Origin of the sequence: Sphingomonas sp. IW22, assembly GCF_041321155.1 — a bacterium.
In the GTDB taxonomy this organism is placed as follows: Bacteria; Pseudomonadota; Alphaproteobacteria; order Sphingomonadales; family Sphingomonadaceae; genus Sphingomonas.
On the sequence record NZ_JBGGWB010000001.1, the window covers coordinates 1,695,946 to 1,721,578 of the forward strand.

The 25,633-nt window shown below is 64.9% G+C and carries 27 protein-coding genes; 12 read left to right on the forward strand and 15 right to left on the reverse strand.

All coding sequences use genetic code 11. From position 1 onward, the window contains the following. Positions 1–2 precede the first annotated feature (2 nt). On the reverse strand, positions 3–641 hold the full coding sequence (locus ACAX61_RS08480) for a class I SAM-dependent methyltransferase (protein ID WP_370714326.1): 639 nt from the start codon (positions 639–641) through the stop codon (positions 3–5). A 150-nt stretch (positions 642–791) separates the two neighbouring features. On the opposite strand from ACAX61_RS08480, the gene ACAX61_RS08485 reads away from it, so the two are divergent. Further along, a complete protein-coding gene (locus ACAX61_RS08485; protein WP_370714327.1) occupies positions 792–2,084 on the forward strand; it encodes an MFS transporter in 1,293 nt (430 codons plus the stop codon). Here the strand turns inward: ACAX61_RS08485 and ACAX61_RS08490 are convergent. After that, entirely contained in the window at positions 2,081–4,369 is a 2,289-nt protein-coding gene (locus tag ACAX61_RS08490) for a CDC48 family AAA ATPase (RefSeq protein ID WP_370714328.1), read from the reverse strand. The two genes, ACAX61_RS08485 and ACAX61_RS08490, sit on opposite strands and share 4 nt — an antisense overlap. A 313-nt stretch (positions 4,370–4,682) precedes the next feature. Here ACAX61_RS08490 and ACAX61_RS08495 point away from each other — a divergent pair, with 313 nt between their 5' ends. Then, on the forward strand, positions 4,683–5,579 hold the full coding sequence (locus tag ACAX61_RS08495; protein ID WP_370714329.1) for a LysR substrate-binding domain-containing protein: 897 nt from the start codon (positions 4,683–4,685) through the stop codon (positions 5,577–5,579). A gap of 26 nt (positions 5,580–5,605) precedes the next feature. Here ACAX61_RS08495 and ACAX61_RS08500 read toward each other — a convergent pair whose 3' ends face one another. Then, positions 5,606–6,061: a peptidylprolyl isomerase gene (locus ACAX61_RS08500; protein ID WP_370714330.1), complete on the reverse strand. Its 456-nt coding sequence runs from the start codon at positions 6,059–6,061 to the stop codon at positions 5,606–5,608. Between the two features lie 132 nt (positions 6,062–6,193). Between ACAX61_RS08500 and mgtE the strand changes: the two genes are divergently transcribed. Together mgtE and ACAX61_RS08510 are read left to right on the forward strand one after the other, a co-directional pair. After that, on the forward strand, positions 6,194–7,612 hold the full coding sequence (gene mgtE, locus ACAX61_RS08505; protein WP_370714331.1) for a magnesium transporter: 1,419 nt from the start codon (positions 6,194–6,196) through the stop codon (positions 7,610–7,612). Between the two features lie 34 nt (positions 7,613–7,646). Beyond that, on the forward strand, positions 7,647–8,042 hold the full coding sequence (locus ACAX61_RS08510) for a DUF1489 family protein (RefSeq protein WP_370714332.1): 396 nt from the start codon (positions 7,647–7,649) through the stop codon (positions 8,040–8,042). Here the strand turns inward: ACAX61_RS08510 and ACAX61_RS08515 are convergent. The 4 genes from ACAX61_RS08515 to murA all read right to left on the reverse strand — a co-directional run bounded on the left by ACAX61_RS08515 (position 8,034) and on the right by murA (position 11,931). Further along, positions 8,034–8,516 carry a GNAT family N-acetyltransferase gene (locus ACAX61_RS08515; RefSeq protein WP_370714333.1) on the reverse strand — a complete coding sequence of 161 codons (483 nt, stop codon included), beginning with the start codon at positions 8,514–8,516 and terminating at the stop codon, positions 8,034–8,036. The two genes, ACAX61_RS08510 and ACAX61_RS08515, sit on opposite strands and share 9 nt — an antisense overlap. Further along, complete coding sequence (locus tag ACAX61_RS08520) at positions 8,513–9,403, reverse strand: DMT family transporter (protein WP_370714334.1); 891 nt, start codon at positions 9,401–9,403, stop codon at positions 8,513–8,515. Before ACAX61_RS08520 ends, ACAX61_RS08515 begins: the two co-directional genes overlap by 4 nt. A 9-nt stretch (positions 9,404–9,412) precedes the next feature. Next, entirely contained in the window at positions 9,413–10,537 is a 1,125-nt protein-coding gene (ispG, locus tag ACAX61_RS08525) for a flavodoxin-dependent (E)-4-hydroxy-3-methylbut-2-enyl-diphosphate synthase (RefSeq protein WP_370714335.1), read from the reverse strand. Between the two features lie 113 nt (positions 10,538–10,650). Next, positions 10,651–11,931 (reverse strand): UDP-N-acetylglucosamine 1-carboxyvinyltransferase, encoded by a 1,281-nt coding sequence (gene murA, locus ACAX61_RS08530; protein WP_370714336.1) that lies wholly within the window; start codon positions 11,929–11,931, stop codon positions 10,651–10,653. A gap of 225 nt (positions 11,932–12,156) precedes the next feature. On the opposite strand from murA, the gene ACAX61_RS08535 reads away from it, so the two are divergent. Beyond that, positions 12,157–12,843 carry a Crp/Fnr family transcriptional regulator gene (locus tag ACAX61_RS08535; protein WP_370714337.1) on the forward strand — a complete coding sequence of 229 codons (687 nt, stop codon included), beginning with the start codon at positions 12,157–12,159 and terminating at the stop codon, positions 12,841–12,843. On the opposite strand, the gene ACAX61_RS08540 is transcribed toward ACAX61_RS08535, so the two are convergent. Then, positions 12,840–13,502, reverse strand: coding sequence for an MBL fold metallo-hydrolase (locus ACAX61_RS08540; protein WP_370714338.1), 663 nt, complete (start codon positions 13,500–13,502; stop codon positions 12,840–12,842). The genes ACAX61_RS08535 and ACAX61_RS08540 overlap by 4 nt on opposite strands. Positions 13,503–13,581: 79 nt before the next feature. Between ACAX61_RS08540 and pabB the strand changes: the two genes are divergently transcribed. The 3 genes from pabB (at position 13,582) to ACAX61_RS08555 (ending at position 16,866) form a co-directional block, all read left to right on the forward strand. Next, a complete protein-coding gene (pabB, locus tag ACAX61_RS08545) occupies positions 13,582–15,339 on the forward strand; it encodes an aminodeoxychorismate synthase component I (protein ID WP_370714339.1) in 1,758 nt (585 codons plus the stop codon). 34 nt (positions 15,340–15,373) lie between these two features. Beyond that, on the forward strand, positions 15,374–16,573 hold the full coding sequence (locus tag ACAX61_RS08550) for a pyridoxal phosphate-dependent aminotransferase (protein WP_370714340.1): 1,200 nt from the start codon (positions 15,374–15,376) through the stop codon (positions 16,571–16,573). A 131-nt stretch (positions 16,574–16,704) separates the two neighbouring features. Further along, on the forward strand, positions 16,705–16,866 hold the full coding sequence (locus tag ACAX61_RS08555) for a hypothetical protein (RefSeq protein WP_370714341.1): 162 nt from the start codon (positions 16,705–16,707) through the stop codon (positions 16,864–16,866). Here ACAX61_RS08555 and ACAX61_RS08560 read toward each other — a convergent pair. Continuing rightward, positions 16,859–17,050 (reverse strand): hypothetical protein, encoded by a 192-nt coding sequence (locus tag ACAX61_RS08560; RefSeq protein ID WP_370714342.1) that lies wholly within the window; start codon positions 17,048–17,050, stop codon positions 16,859–16,861. The two genes, ACAX61_RS08555 and ACAX61_RS08560, sit on opposite strands and share 8 nt — an antisense overlap. Before the next feature lie 125 nt (positions 17,051–17,175). On the opposite strand from ACAX61_RS08560, the gene msrA reads away from it, so the two are divergent. Together msrA and ACAX61_RS08570 are read left to right on the forward strand one after the other, a co-directional pair. Next, positions 17,176–17,835, forward strand: coding sequence for a peptide-methionine (S)-S-oxide reductase MsrA (gene msrA / locus ACAX61_RS08565; RefSeq protein ID WP_370714343.1), 660 nt, complete (start codon positions 17,176–17,178; stop codon positions 17,833–17,835). A 55-nt stretch (positions 17,836–17,890) separates the two neighbouring features. Beyond that, on the forward strand, positions 17,891–18,169 hold the full coding sequence (locus ACAX61_RS08570; RefSeq protein WP_370714344.1) for a CsbD family protein: 279 nt from the start codon (positions 17,891–17,893) through the stop codon (positions 18,167–18,169). A 59-nt stretch (positions 18,170–18,228) separates the two neighbouring features. On the opposite strand, the gene ppa is transcribed toward ACAX61_RS08570, so the two are convergent. The 4 genes from ppa to ACAX61_RS08590 all read right to left on the reverse strand — a co-directional run bounded on the left by ppa (position 18,229) and on the right by ACAX61_RS08590 (position 22,762). Continuing rightward, positions 18,229–18,810 (reverse strand): inorganic diphosphatase, encoded by a 582-nt coding sequence (gene ppa, locus ACAX61_RS08575; protein WP_370714345.1) that lies wholly within the window; start codon positions 18,808–18,810, stop codon positions 18,229–18,231. Positions 18,811–18,908: 98 nt separating this feature from the next. Beyond that, the gene (locus tag ACAX61_RS08580) at positions 18,909–20,819 is read right to left on the reverse strand and encodes a M61 family metallopeptidase (protein ID WP_370714346.1); all 1,911 of its coding nucleotides are present in this window, start codon (positions 20,817–20,819) and stop codon (positions 18,909–18,911) included. Positions 20,820–20,959: 140 nt separating this feature from the next. Then, on the reverse strand, positions 20,960–22,333 hold the full coding sequence (locus ACAX61_RS08585) for a glutamate--cysteine ligase (protein WP_370714347.1): 1,374 nt from the start codon (positions 22,331–22,333) through the stop codon (positions 20,960–20,962). A 39-nt stretch (positions 22,334–22,372) separates the two neighbouring features. After that, the gene (locus ACAX61_RS08590) at positions 22,373–22,762 is read right to left on the reverse strand and encodes an EVE domain-containing protein (RefSeq protein WP_370714348.1); all 390 of its coding nucleotides are present in this window, start codon (positions 22,760–22,762) and stop codon (positions 22,373–22,375) included. Positions 22,763–22,920: 158 nt separating this feature from the next. Here ACAX61_RS08590 and ACAX61_RS08595 point away from each other — a divergent pair, with 158 nt between their 5' ends. Together ACAX61_RS08595 and ACAX61_RS08600 are read left to right on the forward strand one after the other, a co-directional pair. Then, entirely contained in the window at positions 22,921–23,280 is a 360-nt protein-coding gene (locus tag ACAX61_RS08595; RefSeq protein ID WP_370714349.1) for a hypothetical protein, read from the forward strand. 74 nt (positions 23,281–23,354) lie between these two features. Beyond that, the gene (locus ACAX61_RS08600) at positions 23,355–23,645 is read left to right on the forward strand and encodes a DUF3297 family protein (protein ID WP_370714350.1); all 291 of its coding nucleotides are present in this window, start codon (positions 23,355–23,357) and stop codon (positions 23,643–23,645) included. A 40-nt stretch (positions 23,646–23,685) separates the two neighbouring features. Here the strand turns inward: ACAX61_RS08600 and ACAX61_RS08605 are convergent, their stop codons facing one another. Both ACAX61_RS08605 and ACAX61_RS08610 read right to left on the reverse strand, forming a co-directional pair. Continuing rightward, the gene (locus ACAX61_RS08605; protein ID WP_370714351.1) at positions 23,686–24,489 is read right to left on the reverse strand and encodes a LytR/AlgR family response regulator transcription factor; all 804 of its coding nucleotides are present in this window, start codon (positions 24,487–24,489) and stop codon (positions 23,686–23,688) included. After that, positions 24,486–25,583 (reverse strand): sensor histidine kinase, encoded by a 1,098-nt coding sequence (locus ACAX61_RS08610; protein ID WP_370714352.1) that lies wholly within the window; start codon positions 25,581–25,583, stop codon positions 24,486–24,488. Before ACAX61_RS08610 ends, ACAX61_RS08605 begins: the two co-directional genes overlap by 4 nt. Positions 25,584–25,633 lie beyond the last annotated feature (50 nt).

Here is a 25,633-nt window from a genome sequence, read left to right on the forward strand (position 1 = left end):
GCTTAATCCTGCGCGGGCGCGGCGGGGCCCTGTTCCGCCCAGTAAAGATGCGCGGGGGGTACGTTCCACCATTCCAGCGCATGATCGATCTGATTGAAACGCGGGCTCAGGAATTCCTTCACCTTAGGCGAGAACTGGTAGACCAGGAACGCGCCGCCCGGCCGGATGACCTTTGCCGTCGCATCGGCGATGGCATCGCCCACACCTGCGGGCAGGGTGGAGAAGGGCAGGCCCGACAGCACGTAATCGGCATGGAGAAAGCCGTGGTCCGCGACGATCTGGCATACATCGGCGGCCGACCCATGGACGACGCGCATCCGGTCATCGCGGATCGTCTGGCGCAGATAGCGGACGAAATCGACATTGGTGTCGATCGCCAGATAGATGCCGTCCGGACCCAGCGCATCGAGAATGGCCCGGCTGAACGTGCCGACGCCCGGCCCATATTCGACAAACAGCTTGGTGTTCGCCCAATCGACCCGGCCCAGCATCCGCTGAATCAGCTTGTTCGAGGACGGCACGATCGAGCCGACCATCACCGGATGCTTGATGAACCCCTTGAGGAACATGCCCCAGGGCGAAGGTACGCCATGCGGGCGGCGGGCAGCGCGGCGGGATTGCGTCGTCGAGATCGGGGTCATCGGCTACTCATGCTGGAAATCGGCGCGACCATGGCGTGTCATGACGGCGTCGTAAAGTTGTAACGAGCGGCTGGTGCGCCCGGTTGCACGTCCAGCCGAGCGAAGCAACGGGCAAGGAGCGCTTTTCATCGCATCCGCACGGGCGTAGCCATGTCGCCAATGGCCCGACCCGACCGCCAGTTCCTATTGCTGTTCGCCGTGATGCTGGTGATCGCGGCGGGCAATACGGCGCTGCAATCGGTGCTGCCGGCGCTGGGCCGGTCGCTGGGGGTTGCTGATACGGCGGTGGCGGCGGCCTTTTCTGTGTCGGCGCTCCTGTGGGTTCTGGCTGCCCCATTCTGGGCCAATCGGTCGGATCGCCGGGGCCGCCGGGCCATGGTGCTGTTGGGCATTGCCGGGTTCACCGCATCGGTCTTGTTGTGCGGTATATTCCTGATGGCAGGCATCAATGGCTGGATTTCCGCCGGTGCCGCCTTTGTCGCGTTCATCGGCGCGCGCATGTTGTACGGCGGATTCGGCGCCGCCGCCCCGCCCGCCGTGCAGGCGATGGTCGCGGGCAGCACGGGGCCGGAGGATCGCACGCGTATGCTGGCGCTGATCGGCTCTGCCTTTGGACTGGGGACCATCATCGGCCCGGCGCTGGCGCCTTATCTGGTGCTTGGCCGTTTTGCGGGCGTTGAGGTGGGCCTGGCGGGCCCGGCGTTCGTCTTTGCCGCCATTGGCCTAGTCACCGGGATCGCGGCGGCGCGAATGTTGCCCGCTGATGTCGTGCCGGGCGAAAGCCATGGTGCGGCGCAAAGCTATCCTTCGGTCGGTGGACAGGCTTCCGGCGCGGCGGTGGTCGCGGCGACCAGTTCGGGCGGCCAGCGCGTCGGTTATCTCGACCCGCGCATACGCGCGTGGATGATCGTCGGGCTGGTAATGGGCCATGCACAGGCAATGATCGGCCAGACGATGGGCTTTCTGGTGATCGACCGGCTGGCGCTGCCCCCGGCAGAAGCCCTTGGGCCGACGGGTATCGTGCTGATGGTGGGGGCAGGGGCCGCGTTACTGGTGCAATGGGGGCTGATCCCGATCCTGAACCTGTCGCCCCGCGCGCTGGCGCTGGGCGGATGCGCGCTGGCCGCGCTGGGCTGTGCGGCGACGGGCGTGGCGACGACGCTTTACGGCATCACCATGGGCTATGGCCTGGCCGCGATGGGGTTCGGGTTCCTGCGGCCGGGATTCACTGCCGGTGCCTCGCTGGCGGTCGGGCCGGAATCGCAGGGAGCGGTCGCTGGCAAGGTGACGGCGGTGAACGGCGCGGCCTTTGTCCTCGGCCCGTCGATCGGGGTGGCGATGTATGAGGCATGGCGGCCGCTTCCCTATTGGGTCGCGGCCGCCGCCTTGCTGCTGTTGCTGGGCTATGCGTGGCGCAGGCTGGCAGCCGCGCTGCGCCCCTAGCCCTTGGGGCCGCGTGGTTCGAGCATCCCCGGCGCAATGAAGCCGATCGGCTGAAGCGCCACGGCATCCTGTTTCAGGCGGGCGGCCATGTGCTCATATTCCTGCTCCATCTCGGCCGTGACGGTGGCGCGCGAATCGGCAAAGGCCGCTTCGAAATGGCGCATCGTCACCTCGCTGGCCTCCAGCGTCTCTCGCAATGCGATCAGGCCCGCACGGCGCACCACATCCTCCAGATCGGCGCCGGTAAAGCGCACCGCCCGGTCGGCTATGGCCGACAGGTCGACATCGTCAGCCAGCGGCATGCGCTTGGTCTGGATCTCCAGAATGCGCAGCCGCCCCTCCGCATTGGGGACGGGGACATAGACCAGTTCGTCGAATCGACCGGGGCGCAACAACGCCGGGTCGATCAGATTGGGGCGATTGGTCGCGCCGATCACCACCACCGACTGAAGCTCCTCCAGCCCGTCCATTTCGGCCAGAATGGTGTTGACCACCCGTTCGGTCACTTGCGGCTCACCCATACCGCCGCCGCGTGCAGGCACCAGGCTATCGAGTTCGTCGATGAAGATGACGCAGGGCGCCACCTGTCGCGCGCGTGAGAACAGGCGGGCGATTTGCTGCTCGCTCTCCCCATACCATTTGGACAGCAGGTCGGACGATTTGGTGGCGATGAAATTCGCCTCCGCTTCGCGCGCGACTGCCTTGGCCAGCAGCGTCTTGCCCGTGCCCGGCGGGCCATAGAGCAGGAAACCGCGCGCAGGCCTGATCCCCATGCGCCGGAACGACATGGGAGAGCGCATCGGCAGTTCGACACCCTCCTTCAGCCGCATCTGCGCGTCGTCCAGCCCGCCGATATCGTCCCAGCGGACCTGCGGCACCTGAACCATCACTTCGCGCATCGCCGATGGCTGAACGCGCTTCAGCGCCTCAACGAAATCGGCGCGCGTGACCGACAGATTGTCCAGCGCCTCTGGCGGGATCGTCTGTTCGGACAGGTTCAGCTTGGGCATGATGCGGCGCACCGCGTCGATCGCGGCTTCGCGGGCAAGCGCCGCCAGATCGGCGCCGACAAAGCCATAAGTGGTGCGCGACAATTCGTTCAGGTCCACATCCTCGGCAATCGGCATGCCGCGGGTATGGATGCCCAGAATCTCGCGCCGCCCGCGTTCGTCAGGAACGCCGACGATGATCTCGCGGTCGAAACGGCCGGGTCGGCGCAGCGCCTCATCCAGTGCTTCGGGGCGGTTGGTGGCGGCGATGACGACAAGATTGGCGCGTGCCTCCAATCCGTCCATCAGCGTCAGCAACTGGGCGACCAGCCGCTTTTCGGCCTCACCCTGCACGCGGTCACGGCGGGGAGCGATCGAATCGATTTCGTCGATGAAGACGATGGACGGCGCGGCACGCGTCGCGTCCTCGAACACTTCACGCAGGCGCTTTTCGGACTCGCCATAGGCCGAACCCATGATCTCCGGCCCGTTGATCAGGAAGAACTCCGCGTCGGATTCATTCGCGACGGCGCGCGCAAGTCTCGTCTTGCCGGTGCCGGGCGGGCCATGCAGCAACACGCCCTTGGGCGGATCGACGCCCAGCCGCTGGAACAGTTCGGGATAGCGCAACGGCAACTCGACCATCTCGCGCAGCTGGTCGATCGTTTGATGCATGCCGCCGATATCGTCATAGGTGACGTCGGCGCGCCGCGATTCCTTTGGCTCTTCATAATCGGGCCGCAGCTCGATCTCGGTATTCTCGTCGATATGGACGATGCCTCGCGGGGTGGTCGAAATGACCGCCAGCCGGATTTCCTGCAGCGCATAGGCGGGCGCGCGCAGATGCTGCGCCACGCTGGCGGGGATGTTCGATACGCGCTGCTGGCCGACGGTGGAAACCGTGTCCCCCTGCGTCAGCGGACGGCCCAGAAAGGTGCGCTTCAAAGCCTGTGCCGACCCCTGAAGCCGCAGGTTATGCGAAGCGGGGGCAAAGACGACGCGCGTGGCAGGCTTGGATTCGGCGGCGCGGACCTCGACGAAATCGCCCGACCCGGCGCCCGCATTGGCGCGCTGAAGCCCGTCGATCCGGATGATCTCCAGCCCCTCATCCTCGGGATAGGGCATGACTGCGCGCGCCGGGGTCGACCGCTTGCCGACGATTTCGATGACGTCACCCTCGGTGATGCCCAGCGCGCCCAGTATCGCGCGTGGGACATGCGCGACCCCGCGACCGCTGTCTTCCGGCCGCGCATTGGCGACTTGTAGCTTTCTTGAGCGGGTTTCTTCGTCGGCCATCAATCCCTCATCCTCGTGTCGCGCCATCGTTTCGGGGCACGAAGCGCGCGAGATAGGGATCGGGTTGCATCGACGCGAGTGGCGCACATGCTGGTTGCGCTAACAAAAAAAGGCCGACCCCGCAGGATCGGCCATGAAAGTTTTAGGAGAGGATGCCTGAAAGGCCCGATCTTTCTGTTGCATCGCTAACTATTGTGCAAGTGCGAAAGGGGGGATCGTGGTTGCAGTTTTTGCAATCGTTAAATTGCCGTACTGCCATCTTTATGAAGACGGTTCCCATCCGCGATGATGCAGTGCAAAATGCAGATCGCGCATGCGACGGCTCCCGCCCCTTTCGGCCATTGAGGCCTTTGTCCAGGTCGCCCGACTGGGTTCGATCAAGGCCGCAGCGGGCGAACTGGCGTTGTCGTCGCCGGCGCTCAGCCGCCGGGTTCAGGCGCTGGAACGCTTTATGGGAAAGCCCCTGTTCGACCGGCGGCACCAGGCCATCGTCCTGAACGCCGATGGTGAGCGGCTGTTGTCCCAAATCGCCCCCGCACTGGATGCGATGAGCGACGCGATCGACGCGATGACCAGCGGCGGCGAATTGCTGCGTCTGCGCCTGGGCCTGTTGCCGCTTTACGCATCCCGCCGGTTGATGCCACGGCTGGGCGAGTTGAAGGCGGCGCATCCCGAACTGCACCTGGATGTCGATACGCAGCCGAACCGGCAGGCGCGGCTTGGCGATTCGCTGGACGCCGCCATCGTGTTGGCGCGGGACATCGATCCGGCGCTTTATGCGCGTCGGCTCGACCGTAATCGGGTGTTCGTGATCGGATGCCGCGATCTGCTGGACGGGCCGGACCCGGTGACGCGTCCCGAACATGTCAGCCGGCTGACCGCGCTGGTTCACCGTGACATGCCAGAGACGTTCATCGAATGGCGCCGCGCGATGGGCCTGCCCGAACTTGAGCCGCGAACGACCGACTTTTTCGATTCGGGCCCGCTGATGCTTGAGGCTGCGGCGCAGGGGCTGGGCGTGGCCTTCATGCTGGAAATGCATTTCGAAGGCGCGCGCGACGAACGGCTGATGCGATTGTTCGAGCCGGTCGACAGCGATTACAGCTATTGGTTCGTGTGCCGTCCCCGCGCGCTGCATACCCGCGCCGTACGGATTTTCCACGACTGGGTGCTCGCGGTCCTGAATCCCGAACCGGCGAGCGCGCGATAGGTCGCGGCCCGCCGGTCGATACGGGTTCAGGCAGTACGCATCTTCACGATTTTGCCCGGCGCGCGCGGCGGCTCACCCTTGGGCAGTGCGTCGATCTGCTCCATGCCTTCGATCACTTCGCCCCAGACGGTGTACTGGCCGTCGAGAAAGGTCGCGTCGTCGAAGCAGATGAAGAACTGGCTGTTGGCGCTGTTCGGGTTCATCGTGCGCGCCATCGAGCAGACGCCACGGACATGCGGTTCGCGGCTGAATTCGGCGGGCAGGTCGGGTTCGTCCGAACCGCCGGTACCGGTGCCGGTCGGATCGCCACCCTGCGCCATGAAGCCGTCGATCACCCGGTGAAAGACGACGCCGTCGTAAAAGCCGCGATCGGCCAGCGTGGCGATGCGTTCGACATGCTTGGGCGCCAGATCGGGGCGGAGGCGGATCGTCACGTCGCCGCCTTCCAGGGTCATGATGAGCGTTTCGGGCGTGTCGGCCATGATGCTTCTCCTCGAATGGATGGGCGGCCCCTAGCGGCCCCATGTGTTGCTGGCAACGAACGGCGGGCCATTGCGGTTCTTGGCCTTGGGGCATAAGCCCGCGCTTCATCCATTACAGCCAGGGAGGCGTGCATGACCAGCGAGACCGAGCTGCACGATCCCGAACGCGAGACGATCGATCGCGAAGCCGCCGGATTCGACGAGGATGACCGGCTGCACCCCGATTTCGTCCGCGCCGTTCTGGACGCAGTCGAGGCCGGGGATGCGGAAGATGCGCTGGCGCGGGTCGAGCCGCTGCACCCCGCCGACATCGCCGACCTGATCGAGCTGACGCCTGCCGAACAGCGCGCTGCGCTGGCCGCTGCCATTGCCGAGCGAATCGACGGCGACGTGCTGGCGGAAATGAACGACTGGGTCCGCGACGAGCTGATCGACGCGCTCGGACCCCGCCAGCTGGCCGACATCGCCGCCGAACTGGATACCGACGACGCGGTCGCGATCATCGAGGATCTGGAGCCTGAGGATCAGCGCGAAGTGCTGCGCGCGCTGGACCCCGACGACCGTGCCGCGATCGAGGAGGCGCTGTCCTATCCGGAGGAATCGGCCGGACGCCTGATGCAGCGCGAGCTGATCGCGGTGCCGGAGCATTGGACCGTCGGCGACGTGCTGGATTACCTGCGCGCCGACGATCAGCTGACCACCGATTTCTGGGAAATCTTTGTCGTCGATCCGGCGCATCGGCCGGTCGGCACCTGTCACCTGTCGTGGATCCTTCGCACGCCGCGTGTCGTCAGCATCGCCGATGTGATGAAGCGCGAGCAGACGCTGATCCCCGTCGACATGGATCAGGAGGAAGTGGCGCTGCGCTTCCAGAAATATGCCCTGATCTCCGCCGCCGTGGTCGACAGCGGCGGGCGGCTGGTCGGCATGGTGACCGTCGATGACATCGTCCACATCATCAGCGAGGAAGCGGGCGAGGACGCGCTGTTGCTGTCCGGCGCGGGTGACGGCGACATCAACGAACCGGTGCGTGACAGTTACCGGGCGCGCGTCCGCTGGCTGATCGCCAATCTGGGCACTGCTTTGGTCGCATCGACGATCATTACCCAGTTCGAGGCGACGATCGCGCGCATGGTCGTGCTGGCGGCACTGATGCCGATCGTCGCGGGCGTGGGCGGCAATGCGGGGACACAGACGCTGGCGGTGACGGTGCGCGCGCTTGCCACCAACCAGCTCACCCGTTCGAACGCGCTGTGGGCGGTGCGTCGCGAACTGGCGATCGCGCTGCTCAACGGGCTGACGGTGGCGGCGGTGATCGGCGTCGCGGTGGCGCTGTTCTTCTCCAACCCGGCGCTTGGCATGGTGATCGGCGCGGCGATGCTGTGCAACATCCTGATCGCGGGGCTGGCGGGGGTGGTCGTGCCGCTGACACTGGAACGGTTAAAGGCCGACCCGGCGATTTCGTCCTCGGTGTTCGTGACCATGGTCACCGACTCGATGGGGTTCCTGGTCTTTCTGGGGCTTGCGACCGCCAGCGGCCTGGTGGGTTGATCGTCGCGGGGGCGCCAACCACATGAGCGGGGCAATGCCGCTTCATCTGACCAAGGTCGCTTACGGCGCCGACAGCCTCGACGATATCCGCCAATGGTTTGCCGGTCGCACCGCCCCGGTCGTCACCACGCGTTACATGCCCAAGCGGCATGACGAAGTGGCGGGGCAGGGGTCGCTTTACTGGATTCATCGACACGCACTGGTCGCGCGCTCCCCCATTCTGGGCTTTGGAGAGGCGGAGCAGGGCCGCATCGCTATCCTGATCGACCCCCGGCTGGTGCTGGTGCAGGCACGCCCGCGCCGCGCGCATCAGGGCTGGCGCTATCTGGAGGGGGCGGATGCGCCGCCCGATCTGGACGATGCTGAGGAAAGCATTGCCGCGATGCCGCCCCGGCTGGTCGGTGAATTGAGCGCGCTGGCGCTACTTTGACGCGGCCAGGCGGTTGAGAGCATCGCCCTCAAGCCGCTGCACGGTCCATTCCTCCATCGCGACGGCGCCCATCGCCCGGTAAAAGCCGATGGCGGGAGCGTTCCAGTCCAGCACCGACCATTCGAACCGCGCACAGCCGCGCGCCACCGCCACTCCGGCCAGATGGGCAAGCAACGCCCGGCCCACGCCGTGCCCGCGCGCATCGGGGGTGACGTACAGATCCTCAAGATACAGCCCGCGCCGCCCCTTCCACGTCGAGAAATTATGGAACCACAGCGCAAAGCCGACGGGCTCCCCGTCCAGCTCGGCAATCACCGCTTCGGCGGCGGGCGCCGGGCCGAACAGCGCGTCGGCCAGCATGGCGGGCGTCGCCTCCACCGCGTCCGGCTCACGCTCGTAAGTGGCAAGCTCGCGCACGAACGCTAGCAACCGTTCGGCATCGTCGGGCGTCGCGGGGCGGATGTGGATCGTCATGGCAAAGCGGCCTCGGCAACGGGTTGGGCGTGGCGGCCGGTCGCCGCCCACAGGCACGCGCCGATGATCAGCACCGCGCCCGCCAGCGTCCAGCCCGATACCCGTTCCCCGAACACGAGAAACCCCAAGATCGAGGCCCAGACGAACGCGGTATATTCACTGGGCGCCAGCACACTGGCGGGTGCATGGGCATAGGCCCAACCCAGCAGCGCCAGCGACACCACCGCCAGCACCGCCGCCCCGGCAATCTCCACCCATTCGCCCGCTGGCCACTGAGCGAACCATGGTGCACCGATCGCAAAGACGATGGCGACCACCAGCGACTGGAAAAACGCGATTTCCGCGGGGCCGGTCAACAGCGACTGGCGGCGCATCACGATGATGTTCCACGCATAGCAGCATGCCGAGGCGAGGATCGCCAGCGCGCCCCGAAAGGCATCGGGGCCAAGGTCGTTCTGCGCTTGCCCGGCCATGATGACCAACACCCCGGCAAAGGCCAGCACCGACGCGGTGACCGTTCGCCGCGAAATCCGCTCTCCCAGCAGCCATGCGGCCAGGAACAGCGACATCAGCGGGGCGATGTGGCTGAGCGCGATTGCCTGCGCCATCGGCACGCGCGCCAGCCCCCAGAAGAACAGCCACGACATGACGGCGGTGACGATGCCGCGCATGATATGCAGCCGCATCCCTTCGCGGCTGAGCGGCGGGCGCGGGCGGAGAAGATAGGGAACCCCACTGACCGCCACGCCCACGACATTACGCCAGAAGAGCGCGGAATAGGCGCCGATGCCCAGCACCAGCCCCTTCATGATTGCGTCCATGCCCGAAAACACGGCAATGCCCGCCGTCGCGACCGCAAAGGCCAGAAGGGGCGCGACCGGCGTCAAGCGGATGGGTTATTCGGCGGCGATCTTTGCCGCTTCGTTCGCGGCCTCGATCTCGGCGGCCTTGGCCTCGACCAACGTGACGATGTGGTCGATCATGCCCGCATCGTCGATGGTGTGGCTGGTCATGCCCGACAGATAGACCATGTGCTTGCCGGCGCCCCCACCGGTCAGGCCGATATCGGTTTCGCGCGCTTCACCGGGGCCGTTGACGACGCAGCCCAGCACGCTGAGGCTCATCGGCGTGCGGATGTGCTGAAGCCGTTCCTCCAGCGTCTGCACGGTGCGGATCACGTCGAATCCCTGCCGCGCGCACGATGGGCAGGATACGACGCGCACGCCGCGATTGCGGATGCCCAGAGCCTTCAGGATTTCGAAGCCGACGCGCACTTCCTCTTCGGGTTCGGCCGACAGCGACACACGGATGGTGTCGCCAATCCCGAACCACAACAGGCTGCCGATTCCGATCGAGGATTTGACGGTCCCGCCGATCAGGCCGCCCGCCTCCGTAATGCCCAGGTGCAGCGGGCAATCGGTTGCCTCTGCCAGCCCCTGATAGGCCGCGACCGCCAGGAACACGTCGGACGCCTTCACCGCGACCTTGTATTCGTGGAAATCATGGTCCTGCAGCAGCTTGATATGGTCCAGCGCGCTCTCGACCAGTGCCTCTGGACACGGCTCTCCATATTTTTCGAGCAGGTCCTTTTCCAGACTGCCCGCATTCACGCCGATGCGGATGGCGCAGCCATTGGCCTTGGCCGCGCGCACCACCTCTGCCACGCGCTCGTTCGAGCCGATATTGCCGGGATTGATCCGCAGGCACGCGGCGCCCGCATCGGCGGCTTCCAGCGCGCGCTTATAGTGGAAATGGATGTCGGCGACGATCGGCACGTTGGATGCGCGCACGATGGCGCCCAGCGCGGCGGTCGAATCGGTGTCGGGGCAGCTTACGCGGATGATATCCACGCCCGCTTCCTCGCAGCGGCGGATCTGGTCGATCGTCGCGGCGGCGTCGCTGGTCGGCGTGTTCGTCATCGTCTGAACCGTCACCGGCGCATCGCCGCCGACGGGCACGTTGCCGACCATGATCTGGCGGCTCTGGCGGCGATGGATGTCGCGCCACGGACGGATCGACATGAGCTGTCTCGCAAAGTTTCGGTTACTGCCGCGCGATATAGCCGCGCGGGGGACCGGGTGAAAGGCGCCGTGCTAAGAAAGGTCGCCCCGCCGGGACGACCCCGCCCGATCAATCAGCCGCCGACGCGCTCGATATCGGCGCCCACGGCCTGAAGCTTTTCCTCCAACCGTTCGTAACCGCGATCCAGATGGTAGACGCGGTTCACCTCGGTCTCGCCCTCCGCCGCTAGTCCGGCGATGATCAGGCTCATCGACGCGCGCAGGTCGGTGGCCATCACCGGCGCACCGATCAGCGGCGTGACGCCGCGCACCAGCGCGGAACGTCCCGTCACCTGAATGTCGGCGCCCATCCGCGCCAGTTCGGGGACGTGCATGTAACGATTTTCGAAAATCGTCTCGGTCAGCACGCTGGTGCCCTCTGCCTTGGTCAGCATGGCCATGAACTGGGCCTGCATGTCAGTGGCGAAACCGGGATAGGGCGCGGTCGACAGGTTGAGCGGTGCGAGGCCGTTCGACGCCTCGATCAGGATCGCGTCGCGGCGTTCCTCGACCTTCACGCCCGCCTCGCTCAGTGCGGCAAGCGTCGCGCGCATGTCACCGGCATTCGCGCCGACCAGTTCCAGGCTGCCCCCCGTGATCGCAGCGGCACATGCATAGCTGCCCGCCTCGATCCGGTCGGGCATCACGCGATAGGTTGCGCCGTGCAGCCGGTCGACGCCGTCGATGGTCAGCGTTTCGGTGCCGATGCCGGTGATCGACGCGCCCATTGCCAGCAGGCAATTGCACAGGTCGACGATCTCAGGCTCGCGGGCTGCGTTTTCCAGGACCGTGGTGCCCCGTGCCAGCACGGCGGCCATCACCGCATTCTCGGTCGCGCCCACCGACACGACGGGGAAGGTATAGCGCCCGCCCGGCAGGCGCCCGCCCGGCGCCACCGCTTTGACATAGCCCGCGGTCAGCTCGATCTCGGCGCCCATCGCCTCCAACGCCTTGAGATGGAGGTCGATCGGCCGGTTGCCGATCGCGCAGCCGCCCGGCAGCGATACGGTGGCCTCGCCCGCGCGCGCGACCAATGGACCAAGGACCAGTATCGACGCCCGCATCTTTCGCACGATATCGTACGGCGCAATGGTGCTTGTCAGACGTTGGGCGCGCATCGTCATCACCCGGCCGAAATCGGCGGGATGCGCGCCCTCAACCATCGTCGAAACGCCGAGTTGGTTGAGGAGATGACCAAAGCCGTCCACGTCCGCCAGCCGCGGCAGGTTACGCAGCGTCAGCGGTTCGTCGGTGAGCAGCGCACAGGGCATCAGCGTCAGCGCTGCGTTCTTGGCGCCAGATACGGGAATACGGCCGGCCAGTCGGCGGCCGCCACGAATGAGGATACGGTCCATCCGCGTGCTTCTAGGGCGCGGCCGGTCCGCCCGCAACGGGCGATACGGTTCTGACGTTACCGTCTCTGACCCTTTCTGAGCAGGCGGTAAACGTCCGGCAACCCTGTTTCTTGATCGACTTTAATGCAACCTTTTCAAACGGCTGCTTTGCACACGAAACAGACGGGGGGAAACATAAGCGTGCCCGGGAGTTGTTTCGCGGACGTACTTAGCGAGCATATCGATTTGACCGACGGCGAGCGTGCAACGCTCGAGCGGCTCGAAGAGCGTTCGCGTACGATCAAGCGCGGTGGGGTGCTGCGGCGCAGCAACGATCAGACTGGTGAACTCTATATGCTCCGCAAGGGGCTGATGATGACCTATGTTCTGCTCGACGATGGCAGCCGGCAAATCCTGCGCTTTCATTTTCCCGGCGACATGCTGGGCCTGTCGGCGCTTGTTTACAACGAAGCGCCAGAGACAATCTGCGCCGTCACCGAAAGCACGGTCTGCCCGTTCGAACGCTCGGCGCTGGGCGAACTGGTGGTTGAACATCCGCGGCTGGCCTCGATGATCCTCGCCTATGGTCAGGTGGAGCGGGTGGCGCTGACCGATCGGCTGGCGGCGCTGGGCCGCACATCGGCCAAGGCGCGCGTTGGCGCATTGTTGCTGGAATGGCGCAATCGCCTTCGCGCGACGGACAAGTCGATCGACAGCTTCATGCTGACCCTGACGCAGGAGGAGGTCGGCGACGCCACGGGGCTGACCGCGGTGCACGTCAACCGGATGCTGCGTCAGCTGGAGGAAGAGGGCATGATCGCGCGTGAGGGTCAGCGCGTGACCATTCGTGACGAACGCGCGCTGATGGGCGTCACCAATTACGTCGACCGCTATCGCAACCTCGACTTGGGCTGGTTGCCGCAGGGCCGTTAACTGCGGCCCAGCACCTGATCCGCGACAAAGGGATTGCTGCGGCGTTCATCGCCGAAACGGCCGGGTTCGCCATGACCGGGCAGGAACACCGTGTCGTCGCCCATCGGCCATAACTTGCTGACGATCGCCTCGATCAAAGCATCATGGTCGCCCAGCGGAAAGTCGGTGCGGCCGATGGAGCCGCGGAACAGCACGTCGCCGACGATCGCCAGTTTCGACGGCGCGTGATGGAACACCACATGGCCGGGCGTGTGGCCGGGGCAGTGCCACACATCCAGCGTCAATTCGCCGACCGTCACCTGCTCACCTTCGACCAGCCAGCGTTCGGGTTCGAACGGCACGCCGCGAATGCCATAGTTGCGGCCATCCTCGTCCAGCCGCGCGATCCAGAAACGATCGGCCTCGTGCGGGCCTTCGATCGGCACGCCCAGCTTGTCGGCCAGCGGCTTTGCCTCCCCGCAATGGTCGATATGGCCGTGGGTCAGCAGAATCTTTTCGACCGTCACCCCGGCCTGCGCGATCGCCTGCTCGATCCGCGGCAGGTCCCCGCCGGGATCGACCACCGCCGCCTTCATCGTCGCGGTGCACCAGAACAGGGTGCAATTCTGCTGGAGCGGGGTGACGGGAATGATGGTGGCGCGAAGCGGAGGTTGGGTCATGGACAGATTGCATAAGGATTGAGTGCGTTAAGGACAACGCGGGCTTGCCGCGCGGCCATTGCCCCGGCACTGTCCTTTCATGGCGCTGTCTGCTCCTTTCGTCCTGCTCGACGATGCGCGTCAAGGCGGCGCGGGCGCACGGCTGTATCGCGCGCCGCGTGAGATCGTCGTCGCACGCCATGTGGACGCGGTCCTGCCGGCGCTTGAGGCGATCCGTGCGGGGCTGGGCAGGGGGCTGCATGCGGCGGGATTCGTTGCATATGGTGCGGGCGCGGCATTCGAATCGCGTGCGCCGGCGACGCCGCATGACCCGCTATTATGGTTCGGCCTGTTCGAACGGGCCGAGGCTTTCGACATCGCCGACCTGCCCGATCCCCGCAGCGCCTGGGTGGGCGCGGCCGAGCCGGCGATCGACTTCGCCACCTATGCCACGCGGCTGGATCAGGTGCTGGCGCTGATCCGCGCGGGCGACATCTATCAGGCCAATCTGACCTTCCCCGCGCGGGCGCGGATCATGGGCGATCCGCTGGCCGCCTATGCCCGGTTGCGGCAGGCGTCGGGCGCGGGGTGGGGCGCCGTGGTGGCGACGGGGGCTGCAACGCATCTGTCGCTGTCGCCGGAGATGTTCTTTTCGCTCAAGGCCGGGCAGCTGACCGCGCGACCGATGAAGGGCACCGCGCCGCGCGACTCCGATCCGCGCGTTGATGCCGCCGCCGCGTCGGCGCTGGCCGCTGATCCCAAGCAGCGCGCCGAAAACCTGATGATCGTCGACCTGATGCGCAACGACCTGTCGCGTGTCGCTCATCCGGGCAGCGTTCGGGTGCCGACCCTGTTCGACGTCGAACATTATCCCACGGTCCACCAGATGACATCAACCGTCACGGCGGACCTCGCCCAGGGGCGCGACGCGGTCGACGCGCTGGCGGCGCTGTTCCCATGTGGCTCGATTACCGGGGCGCCCAAATTGCGCGCGATGCAGGCCATTGCCGGGATCGAGGATCAGCCGCGCGGCCTGTATACCGGTGCGATCGGGCATTTTGTGCCCAACGGCGATGCCGCGTTCAATGTGGCGATCCGCACCCTGACGCTCCCTGCCGGGGCCGCGCACGCGACGCTGGGGCTGGGTTCGGGAATCGTCGCCGATTCGTCCGCATCTGCCGAATGGGCGGAGTGCCTGGCCAAGGGCGCCTTTCTGACGGCGGGTGGACGCCGTTTCGACCTGATTGAAACGATGCGCTTCGACCCGCTTGACGGCGTGCTGCTGCTTGAGCGGCATCTTGAGCGGATGCGCAACAGTGCCCGCACCTTCGGCTTTGCGTTCGACCGGCATCTGGCCCGCAACGAATTGCAGGTCGCGACCTTTCGCTTGAGGGCACCGGCGCGGGTGCGCCTGCTCGTTTCACGCGAAGGGGCGATGGCGATCGAGAGCGCTCCGCTTCCGTCCGCGCCAACAGGGCCGATGAATGTCGCGCTCGTGCCGCTGCCGGTTCGGCCCGACGATTTCCGCTTGCGGCACAAGATCACCGACCGCGCCTTTTACGATGCCGCGCGCCGGGCGGCGCGCACTGACGAGGTGGTTTTCGTCGATCCCGACGGCTTTCTCACCGAAGGTAGCTTCACCAACGTCTTTGTCGAACGCGACGGCATTCTCGCCACGCCGCCGGCGACGCGCGGGCTGCTGCCGGGCGTGCTGCGCGGCGAATTACTGGCGACGGGCCGCGCGGTCGAACGGGATCTGCACGCAGAGGATCTGGCGGGCGGTTTCATGGTCGGCAATGCGCTGCGTGGACTGGTTTCCGCAGTTACGGTTGCCGCACCGCGACAGGGCAGCTTATAGGCGCGCGCGAACGCACCTCCGAAAGCCTGAAACCATGACGCCTTCAACTGCCCTTGGCCGCATCCAGCCTTCCGCCACGCTCGCGATGACGTCGCGCGTGCTGGACCTGAAGCGTCAGGGCATTGACGTGATTGGCCTGGGCGCGGGCGAGCCGGATTTCGACACGCCGGATTTCGTCAAGGAAGCTGCCATTCAGGCGATCCGCGACGGCAAGACCAAATATACCAATGTGGACGGCACGGCTGAGCTGAAGGCCGCGATCGTCGCCAAATTCGCGCGCGACAACGCCCTGACCTATACCCCCGATCAGGTCAGCGTGAATGTCGGCGGCAAGCACACGCTGTTCAATGCGCTGGTTGCAACCATCGATCCCGGCGACGAAGTGATCGTGCCCGCGCCCTATTGGGTCAGCTATCCCGACATCGTTCAGTTCGCGGGCGGCAAGCCCGTGTTCGTCGCGGCCGGTTCGGACCAGAATTACAAGGTGACGCCCGACCAGATCGAGGCGGCGATCACACAGAATACCAAGTGGCTGATCCTGAATTCGCCGTCCAACCCCACGGGCGCGGCCTATAGCGCCGATGAACTGCGCGCGATCGGTAAGGTACTGGAACGGCACCCGCATGTCTGGGTCATGGCCGACGACATGTATGAACACATCACCTATGACGGGTTCGAATTCGCGACCATCGCACAGGTCGTGCCGTCGCTGTACGACCGCACGCTGACGGTAAATGGTTGTTCAAAGGCATATTCGATGACCGGCTGGCGTATCGGTTTCGCGGCGGGCGCACCCTGGCTGATCAAGGCGATGGCCAAGCTTCAGTCGCAATCGACATCCAACCCCTGCTCGATCGCCCAGGCGGCGGCGACGGCGGCGCTGTCGGGCGACCAGTCGTTCCTCAAGGATCGGGCGGCTGCGTTCCAGAAGCGCCGGGATCTGGTGGTCGGCATGCTGAACGCGATTCCGGGCGTGAACTGCCCGACGCCGGAAGGTGCCTTCTACGTCTATCCCGACCTGTCTGGCGTGATCGGCAAGACCACGCCCAAGGGCGAGGTGCTGGACAGCGACGAAAAGATCGTCGGCTATCTGCTGGACGAAGGGCGCGTGGCGGCTGTGCATGGTGCGGCGTTCGGCCTGTCGCCCGCCCTGCGGATCAGTTACGCGACCAGCGACGAAGTGCTGCGCACCGCGTGCGAGCGAATTGGTGAGGCGATCGCAGCCTGTCGCTGATCCCCCGATGAACGGGCGCGCCAGCGCCGGTTAAACTCGAATCACTATGAATGGCCGGCAAGCGGGCGGTGCGCCGCCCGCGACATGTTTCGGGCGGACGCTCGTGTCGGCCGGCCATAAAGGACAAGACGATGTTGCGTTTCCTTCGCGCCGGGTACGTCCGGCATTTCCTGTCAGGCTTTGCGCTTGGTGCTGCCGGGCTGTTCGCCGTGCAACTGGCTCAGCCCGAAGATCAGCCGATGTTCCCGCCCGTTGCCGAAGCGTCGGCTGACCCGGTCGCTGCGGTCAGCTGACGCGCGAGCCTTCGACGGCGCGGCGGGCCCATTGGAATAGCGGCCGCGTCGCCATGGCACCTTCATCAGCGCGGATCTGATTTCTGATCGACTCCGCAAAACGCTGGATTTCGGATTCGTCCAGCTGGCGCGCATCGCGCACCGCTTCGACAAGCAGCGGATGGAAGATGCTCACGGCGATCACTCTCGAATTCGGTTACAGGCCCCGAGACTAAACGCACTTGGCGTCGAACATGTTGCAACGGTTCGACGTTTTCATGTCGCCCGCACAATCTTTTTTAAGGGCTCGCACCACCCCATATCGGGGACATGAAAAAGCCGCTGATCGGATTGGCCCTGGGTGGCGCTGCGCTACTGGCATTTCTCGCGACGCCGGGACATGCGGAGCGCGCCGTGCCGATCCCCGCCGCAAGCATCGACGTGCCGCCGTCAGGCACCCGCGCCGTGGCCGTGCTGGCCGGTGGTTGCTTCTGGGGCATGGAAGCAGTGTTCGAGCAGGTGCGTGGCGTCGCCGATGTAACCAGCGGCTATGCCGGTGGTGATGCCGCTAGCGCCAACTATGCCGCCGTGTCGACCGAACGCACGCGCCATGCTGAAGCGATTCGCATCACCTATGATCCGCGACAGGTCAGCTATGCCACGTTGCTGCGCGTCTATTTCTCGGTCGCGCATGATCCGACCCAACTGAACCGCCAGGGCCCGGATCGTGGCCCCAGCTATCGCTCGGCCATTTTTCCGCAGTCTAAAGAGCAGCTGAACGTCGCGCGGCGCTATATCGCCGAACTGGGCCGCACCAAGAGCTGGAGCGCGCCAATCGTCACCAGGATCGAGTCGGGCCGTTTTTATCCGGCAGAGGCCTATCATCAGGATTTCGCCCGCCGAAACCCGCGGCACCCGTATATCGTGCGGTGGGACCGGCCGAAGGTGGCGGCGTTCCGCACAGCCTTTCCAAACTTGATACGCAGCTGAAACGAAACTTTTCTCGCTGCGGCGCGTCATATCTCCAACTGCGGGAGATTTGACGATGAACGAGAATATTGTCGAAGGCGCCGTGCGCGAAATGGGCGGCAATGTGAAGAAGGCGGTGGGTGACATCGCCGAGGACCGCGAGCTTCAGGCTGAGGGTGCGGGCGATGCGGCTGGTGGCCGGGCGCAGAAGTCGCTGGGCCATCTTCAGGCTGCTGTCGAGGATACGCTTGCCCCGGCAATCGACTTTGCCCGGCGCCAGCCGCTGGCGGCATTGGGGATTGCGGCGGCGGCGGGTGCTGCGCTGTTCGCGGCGTTCGGACGCAAGCCGAACTGATTTAAGCCGATGAAAAGAAAGGGGCGCCGCCGGGATGATCCGGCGGCGCCCCTTTCACGTCAGTCGTCGCGGCCGGGAACGTCGTGGTTCATCGGCTCCGCGCCCTTTGCCTTTTCGGCATTGTAGCGCTCAATCGCTTCCAGCGTGATCCGGCGCGCTTCGTCGCGGTCGCCCCAGGTGCCGACACGCACCCACTTCATCTTCTCCAGATCCTTATAATGGGTGAAGAAGTGCTCGATCTGCTGAAACACGATTTCGGGCAGATCTTCCTTGCTGCCCACGTTCGAATAATAGGGGAATGTCTGGTCGACGGGAACGCAGACCAGCTTTTCGTCGCCGCCGGCCTCGTCCTCAAGGTTCAGCACCGCGATCGGGCGAGCGCGCACGACACAGCCGGGGATGAACGGGCTGCGCGCCACGACCAGCGCGTCCAGAGGGTCGCCATCGGGGCTGAGCGTGTGCGGCACGAACCCGTAATTGGCCGGGTAGCGCATCGGCGTATGCAGGATGCGGTCGACGAACAGCGCGCCCGATTCCTTGTCGAACTCGTACTTCACGGGTTCGCCGCCGGTGGGCACTTCGATGATGACGTTCAGATCGTCAGGCGGCGACTTGCCGACGGGCACCTTGTCGATACGCATGTTGGGGTTCGCTCCCTGCAAAGCAAAGTTAATCGGCGGTTGCGAATACGCCTTTGGTGCGGCGCGTCAACGTCGCGCCGCACCATGGATGTCCCGATTCAGCGCGCCGCGAGGAGCCGGTCCAGCCCGCTTTCGCCGCTGCCGATCTTTTCGGCGCGCGGATAACGCAGCCCACCGCGATAATCGAGCGTCACTTCGCGGTAGCGGTCATCGTGCTTTAGCATCAGCTTGATCGGTGCCTGTCCGCCCTTGTTCGCGGTGACCGCCGCCTTCAGCACTTCGGGGGTATAGGCATCGCCGTTCACCGACACGACGTTGGTCGCCACATCGATATCCGAATCGAATGCAGGGCTGTCCCAGCGCACGCTGGTGACATTGCCGTCCTTGCCCAGCGTCATGCCCAGCGAATAGAAGAAGTCGGCCGAGCCTTCGCGCTCCGCGCTCTTCAGATAGGGCGACTGATCCTCGGTATAGACGATGCGATAGCCGTTCTTTTCGAACCCGGCGAGCGGCGCGCGCTTTGACGTTTCATAGACCCGCTCCGTCAGGAAAGCGCGCCAATCATAGGGCTGCACACCCTCAAGCGTCTTGACCACATCGTCGAACTGATAGGTCAGAACACCCCAGTCGCCGTCACGCATCCCGAAAAAGGCGCGCGCGAAATCGTCCATCGATTTGCGGCCGCCGGAAAGCTCGCGCAGCTTGGCATCGGCCTCCAGCCAGATCAGCAGGCCTTCATTGTAGTAATCCTCGCTCCGCTGCCAGCTGACCCAGCCCTTGGGCCGGCGGGCCGAGATGATCGGATCATTGGTCGTGTCGATCAGCGGGCGCCATTCGCGGCCGGGACGGTTGTCCAGGCTGGCGCCAATGGCGGCCAGCATGTCGAGCGTATCCTGCTTCGACACCAGCCCCGAACGCGCCTGCAGGACATAGCCCCAGAACTGGGTTTGCCCTTCATACACCCACAGCAGCGAATCTCGCATCGGCGTCTTGAAATCCGGCGTCCACAGATCGGCACCGCGACGGTATTTGCCGTTCCAGCTGTGCGTCATTTCGTGTGGCAACAGGTTGCGGCGGCCGGGGCCGTCATTCCACTTGGTGAAATAACCCGGCGTCACGCCGTTTTCGGAGCTGCGATGATGCTCCAGGCCAATGCCGCCCATTTCGTCGGTGATCGCCAGCAGGAACTCGTAATGGTCGTAATGCTGCGCGCCGAACAGCTTGACCGCCTGTTCCACCAGACGGCGGTGCGCAGCGATCTGATCGGGAGTTGCTTCCAGTTCGGACGCCTTGTCGGCAAAGACGTTCAGGTCGACCTGATCCGACAGCTTGAATTCGCGATAGTGGCGCCCGGCAAACACCGGCGAGTCCTGAAGCGTCTCATAGCTGGTCTGCTGATAGGCATAGGTCGAGCCGTTATGCGTCGACGGCAGGCCCGACGCAGCAGTCCAGCCGGCGGGATATTTCACCGTTGCCTGAATGGGGATGCGCCGGGTGAAATAGCCGGCGGGATAGAGGCTGACCGATTCCCATTGCAGGTTCAGCATGTTGGGCGCCACGGCCACGCGGCCCTGATCGGGCTTGGTCGCCGACAGGAACTCAAAGCTCGCCTCGACCGATCGGACACCCGCAGGCACATCGAAGTGAAAGGCATAGACATCGGACGGATCGCGCCGCCACGGCAGCACGCGGTTGCCGGCGCGAATGGTCAGGCCCGACAGCTTTTCAATCTGCCCGCGCGGCGCGTGATTGCCCGGGAGCCATTCCGGCATCAGCAGCGTCATGCGACCCGTTTCGGCAACAGGGATCGTTTCCTTGACCCGGAAGATCGCCTGGCGAATGTCGGTTGCATCGACCTCCAGCTTGATGACGCCGGGATAATCGACGTCACGCGGGGCAGGAATTGTCTGCTCGAACGGCAGCGGCTGGGGCATCGAATTGCCGCTCTGCTGAGCGATTGCGGCGGATGAAGCGAGCAAAAGGGCGGCGAACGCAAACCGACGGTGCATGATTGCCTTTCCGAAGAGGGGGAGAGGGAAGATCGGATGGCCGCAGTAAAGACCCCTCCGGCCGCAATCACAAGTCGGTTTCGGGTGATATTATCTCGACCGGCACTGCCGTCCGTGGTCTGGCAGCGCCGGATCAGCCGTCAGAAGCGGTTTTCGGAATAGATTGCGCAGGCATCGCCGTCCCATTTCGCGTGATAGCGGTCGAGCAGCAATTGCGCCGGGACGCGTCCGGTGCGGACGATTTCGTGCAGGGGCGCGAGGAAGCCGGTTTCGTCGTCGCCCGATGCATTCACCCGCGCGCGTGCGGCCAAGCCGCGATGGGCGATGTCCAGCACGTCGCCGGCGATGTCGCGCAGCGTGCCGCCGCCCGGCAGCGGCGCGTCGAGCGCGAGGCGCGGCACCGCATTCCTCAGCGCTTCGCGGTCGGTCATCGACCAGCCCTTGACCAGATCCCACGCCGAATCCAGCGCGCCCTGATCATAGAGCAGGCCCACCCACAAAGCCGGCAACGCACAGATACGGCCCCATGGCCCGCCGTCGGCGCCGCGCATTTCGAGGAAGGTTTTCAGCCGCACTTCGGGAAAGGCAGTGGACAGATGGTCGGCCCAGTCGTCCATCGTCGGCTTCTCACCGGGCAGGACGGACAGCTCGCCGTTCAGGAAGTCGCGGAACGACAGACCTGCCGCATCGATATAGCGCCCCTCGCGGTAGACGAAGTACATCGGCACATCGAGCGCATAGTCGGCATAGCGTTCATAGCCGAAGCCGTCCTCGAACACGAAGGGCAGCATGCCCGTGCGGTGCGGGTCGGTGTCGGACCAGATATGGCTGCGATAGGACAGCATCCCGTTCGGATGCCCTTCCGTAAGCGGCGAATTGGCGAACAGCGCCGTCGCCAGCGGTTGCAGCGCCAGTCCGACGCGAAATTTCTTCACCATGTCGGCTTCGCTGGCATAGTCCAGATTGACCTGAATGGTGCAGGTCCGCAGCATCATGTCGAGGCCCATCGACCCCACGCGCGGCATGTGGCGCAGCATGATCGCATAGCGACCCTTGGGCATGACGGGCAGATCGGCACGCGCCTTGTCCGGCCACATGCCGAGGCCCAAGAACCCCAAGCCCAGCTTTTCGCCGACAGCCTTCACCTGTTCCAGATGGCGGCCGGTTTCGGCGCATGTCTGGTGCAGGTTTTCCAGCGGCGCGCCCGACAGTTCCAGCTGGCCCGCCGGTTCCAGGCTGACGGTGCCGTCGGGACCGCTCAGTGCGATAACGTGGCCGTTTTCCTCGACCGGCGTCCAGCCGAACTCGGTCAGCGCCATCAACAGGTCGCGGATGCCGCCAGGCTCATCATAGGACGGCGCGCGGCAATCGGCGGTGCGATACACGAACTTTTCATGCTCGGTGCCGATGCGCCAGCGTGACGCGGGCTTTTCGCCGCTTGCGAAATATTCGACCAGCTGCGAGCGATGCTCGATCACCGGCGCGTCGCTGACCGAAACCGTCTTGGTGCTCATGGCCGCGCCTCTACGCCTGCACGCCCGCGCGCGCCAGCGTCATTTCGCACCGGCCATTTCGAGGACGACGTCCCATTGCGCCTGCGTCACGCGGCCGACCGACAGGCGTGAATATCTGACCAGCTCCATTTCGGCCAGACGCGGCTCGGCCTTGACCTGCTTCAGCGTGACGGGATTGGGCAGCGGTCCGACCGGGCGGCATTCGACCGAAACCCAATTGCCTTCCTCCCCATCCTTCTTCGCTTCCCGCGCGATTTCCATGATTCCGACGATCTGAAGGCCGATATTGCTGTGATAGAAAAAGGCGCGGTCGCCGACCTTCATCTCGCGCAGGTTGCGCGCGGCGGTGTGATTGCGGACCCCGTCCCATTCAGTGCGGCCATCGCGTACCAGATCGTCCCACGAAAAGACGTCAGGTTCGGATTTCATCAGCCACAACGCCATTCGAGAAGCCCCGTTCATCTACCTAAATCACCGCTGAACACGCGGTTCGCCACGAGTTCAGCGACGATCATGTAGCGTGTCTATCATCGACGCCAAGGTGCGCGATCGTGCGCCCGGCGAGCAAAGGCATGAGGAGGCTTTCGATGAACATCGTGACCAAGACCACATTGGGCCTGGTCGCGGGCGCCACCGCCCTGACGGCGGCGTCCCCGGCCGAGGCGCAGTGGCGGCGTTATCACCGCGACCGCGGCGGCGATGCTGCGGCAGCGGCAATTATCGGCGGCGTCGCCGGACTGGCCATCGGCAGCGCTATCGCGAATGACCGCTATCGCGACCGTTATTACCGCGGCGGCTATTATGACCGGCCCTATTACGGGCCGCGCTATCGCGGCTATGATCACGGCTACTACGCCCCGCCGCGCCGCTATTATCGCCAGCGTTGCTTCAGCCGCTGGGAATATGACCCCTATATCGGCCGCCGTGTGCGCGTCCGTTATTGCTGAATACCCGGTCGGGCGATGCCATGGCGGCGTCGCCCGACTTGTCGTCATCGGGCCTTGCGCGTACAGGCGCCCGCATGACTGACACGCCCCCCGATCGCCTGTCGATCCACCCGAAAAGCCCGCATTTCGATCAGGCCGCCCTTCAGCGCGGCATCGGCATCCGCTTCAAGGGTGCCGAGCGGACCGATGTGGAGGAATATTCGATCTCCGAAAGCTGGATCCGCGTCGCCGTGGGTCGCAAGACTGACCGGCACGGCAATCCGCTGACCATCAAGCTGTCCGGCCCGGTCGAGGCATGGTTTCAGGACACGGGCGAGAGCGACACGGTGGCGGACGACACCGCCAGCGAAGACAAGGCCGAGTGATCCGGCGGGCGGCGCCGTGAACAGGCGCCGCCGCCCTCGATCAATGAACGAATCGCGCGACCACGTCGCGATAGCTGCGGCTGACCTTTACCTGCGAGCCTGAATCCAGGACCAGGAAACATTCGCCATTGGTGTGCGGCTTGACCTGCTTGACCAGGTCGAGGTTGACGATGGTCGAGCGGTGGACGCGCTGGAAACGGCGCGGGTCCAGCCGCTTCTCCAGATCCTTCATCGTCTCGCGCAGGATCAACGTGTTGTCGCCGGTATAGATGCACATGTAATCGCCGGCGGCGTCGATGCGCTCAATCGAATCGACATCCACGCGGAAGATCTGCCCGCGATCCTTGATGTTGATGAGCTTTTCAAAGCGGTTGGCGGCCAATTCGCCGCCGCCGCCATCGGACATGTCGTGCACCGCGTCGGGCGCCACTTCGGCCAGAACTTCCTTCAGCTTCTCCACTTCGGCTTGCCCGCGCTTTTCGCTCAGGCGCTGGCGCACCCGGTCCAGCGTGTCGGCCAACCGCGCTTCCTCCACCGGCTTCATCAGATAGTCCATCGCCTGCGCCTCGAACGCGCGGATGGCGTGGTCGGAATAAGCTGTCACGAAAACGAACAGCGGCGGCTCGACTTCAAGCAGGCCCTGAACGACCGAGAAGCCGTCAAAGCCCGGCATCTGCACGTCCAGAAATACGAGGTCGGGTTTGTGTGTCTTGATCGAACGGATGGCTTCGCGGCCGTTCATGCATTTGTCGATGATCTCGACGTCCTCGTGCGCCTGAAGCCGGAGTTCGAGGCCCTGGATGGCCAGCGGCTCGTCGTCGACAAGGATGGTTCGGATGGTCATGCTGCCTCGCGTCTGGGTTCCTCGACCTGGAACGGAATCTCGATCTCAACGCGGAAGCCGCCGCCGGGGTTCATACCCGTGTCGAAGCGGTGGTCCGCACCATAAGCCTGGGCCAAACGGTCGCGTATGTTGGCCAGGCCCACGCCGGTCGAAAGGCTTGGACGAGATTTGGTCTGCATCAACCCCGGACCCGTGTCGGTCACGGCGATCTGCACCCGATCCCCGGCGAGCCGTGCCGAAACGGCGATTTCGGCACCCTCCTCCAACGGGGTCACGGCATATTTGATGGCGTTTTCCACCAGCGGCTGAAGCAGCAGCGAGGGGAGCCGCGCACGTTCGACCCGCGCGTCGATGTCGAATGTGGGGCGCAGCCGGTCGTCGAAGCGCATCTTCTCGATCTCGAGATAGAGCTTCAGCGTCTCGATCTCCTGCAACAGCGTGACATGCGCGGTCGGCTCGTTCGCCAGCGTGTACCGCAGGAACGACGACAAACGGCTGAGCATCACATTCGCCCGCTCGGTCTGTTTCAGCAGCACCAGCGTTGAAATCGAATTGAGCGTGTTGAACAGGAAATGCGGATTGAGCTGGTAGCGCAGCATCGCCAGCTGCGCCGACGACGCCTGTGTCTCCAGCGCCTGCATCTGGTCGATCTGCTGCTCGACGATCAGATACCAGTTGATGCCGAAATACAGCGCCGTCCACCCCGCCAGTACGGTGAAGTTCAGGAACACCGTTGCCAGCACCAGATTGACGGTGATGCCCGGCGTGGCGGAACGGATGAACGAGAAGGTAAAGGCGTCCAGCACGGCATAGATCACCGTCGCCGCCGCCAGTGTCGCCACCACCGCCAATATGCCCGTGATCCGCGGAAGCCGCCGATAATAGCCGTACAGCGTCGAGAGCAGCAGCGTCAGGCAATAGCCGACGATCGATTCGATGATGATCGGAATGACATTGTCGAGGCTGGGGTTGTTCGAGACCCCGGACACCATGCGCAGGATCAGATAGCCCGACCACCCCGCCGCCTGAAGCATCCAGAAGGCACGGCTCTTCTGTTCGAAGAACGGACGGGAAAGGATCGCGGCACTTGCCATGTCGGCTTCCAATGTAGCGTAGGCGGCCGGGGAGGCAAATCGGCCCCGCC

Bases quoted from the DNA above. Each gene is read 5' to 3' on its own strand.
- ACAX61_RS08590 (WP_370714348.1), bottom strand. From the start codon at position 22,762: ATGAAATCCGAACCTGACGTCTTTTCGTGGGACGATCTGGTACGCGAT.
- ACAX61_RS08485 (WP_370714327.1), top strand. From the start codon at position 792: ATGTCGCCAATGGCCCGACCCGACCGCCAGTTCCTATTGCTGTTCGCC.
- ACAX61_RS08510 (WP_370714332.1), top strand. From the start codon at position 7,647: ATGCCGCTTCATCTGACCAAGGTCGCTTACGGCGCCGACAGCCTCGAC.
- ispG (WP_370714335.1), bottom strand. From the start codon at position 10,537: ATGTCGATCCGTCCGTGGCGCGACATCCATCGCCGCCAGAGCCGCCAG.
- msrA (WP_370714343.1), top strand. From the start codon at position 17,176: ATGAAAAAGCCGCTGATCGGATTGGCCCTGGGTGGCGCTGCGCTACTG.
- murA (WP_370714336.1), bottom strand. From the start codon at position 11,931: ATGGACCGTATCCTCATTCGTGGCGGCCGCCGACTGGCCGGCCGTATT.
- ACAX61_RS08570 (WP_370714344.1), top strand. From the start codon at position 17,891: ATGAACGAGAATATTGTCGAAGGCGCCGTGCGCGAAATGGGCGGCAAT.
- ACAX61_RS08585 (WP_370714347.1), bottom strand. From the start codon at position 22,333: ATGAGCACCAAGACGGTTTCGGTCAGCGACGCGCCGGTGATCGAGCAT.
- ACAX61_RS08490 (WP_370714328.1), bottom strand. From the start codon at position 4,369: ATGGCCGACGAAGAAACCCGCTCAAGAAAGCTACAAGTCGCCAATGCG.
- ACAX61_RS08515 (WP_370714333.1), bottom strand. From the start codon at position 8,516: ATGACGATCCACATCCGCCCCGCGACGCCCGACGATGCCGAACGGTTG.
- ACAX61_RS08555 (WP_370714341.1), top strand. From the start codon at position 16,705: ATGTTGCGTTTCCTTCGCGCCGGGTACGTCCGGCATTTCCTGTCAGGC.
- ACAX61_RS08605 (WP_370714351.1), bottom strand. From the start codon at position 24,489: ATGACCATCCGAACCATCCTTGTCGACGACGAGCCGCTGGCCATCCAG.
- ACAX61_RS08500 (WP_370714330.1), bottom strand. From the start codon at position 6,061: ATGGCCGACACGCCCGAAACGCTCATCATGACCCTGGAAGGCGGCGAC.
- ACAX61_RS08595 (WP_370714349.1), top strand. From the start codon at position 22,921: ATGAACATCGTGACCAAGACCACATTGGGCCTGGTCGCGGGCGCCACC.
- ACAX61_RS08550 (WP_370714340.1), top strand. From the start codon at position 15,374: ATGACGCCTTCAACTGCCCTTGGCCGCATCCAGCCTTCCGCCACGCTC.
- ACAX61_RS08600 (WP_370714350.1), top strand. From the start codon at position 23,355: ATGACTGACACGCCCCCCGATCGCCTGTCGATCCACCCGAAAAGCCCG.
- ACAX61_RS08540 (WP_370714338.1), bottom strand. From the start codon at position 13,502: ATGACCCAACCTCCGCTTCGCGCCACCATCATTCCCGTCACCCCGCTC.
- ACAX61_RS08480 (WP_370714326.1), bottom strand. From the start codon at position 641: ATGACCCCGATCTCGACGACGCAATCCCGCCGCGCTGCCCGCCGCCCG.
- ACAX61_RS08580 (WP_370714346.1), bottom strand. From the start codon at position 20,819: ATGCACCGTCGGTTTGCGTTCGCCGCCCTTTTGCTCGCTTCATCCGCC.
- mgtE (WP_370714331.1), top strand. From the start codon at position 6,194: ATGACCAGCGAGACCGAGCTGCACGATCCCGAACGCGAGACGATCGAT.
- pabB (WP_370714339.1), top strand. From the start codon at position 13,582: ATGGCGCTGTCTGCTCCTTTCGTCCTGCTCGACGATGCGCGTCAAGGC.
- ACAX61_RS08495 (WP_370714329.1), top strand. From the start codon at position 4,683: ATGCGACGGCTCCCGCCCCTTTCGGCCATTGAGGCCTTTGTCCAGGTC.
- ACAX61_RS08610 (WP_370714352.1), bottom strand. From the start codon at position 25,583: ATGGCAAGTGCCGCGATCCTTTCCCGTCCGTTCTTCGAACAGAAGAGC.
- ppa (WP_370714345.1), bottom strand. From the start codon at position 18,810: ATGCGTATCGACAAGGTGCCCGTCGGCAAGTCGCCGCCTGACGATCTG.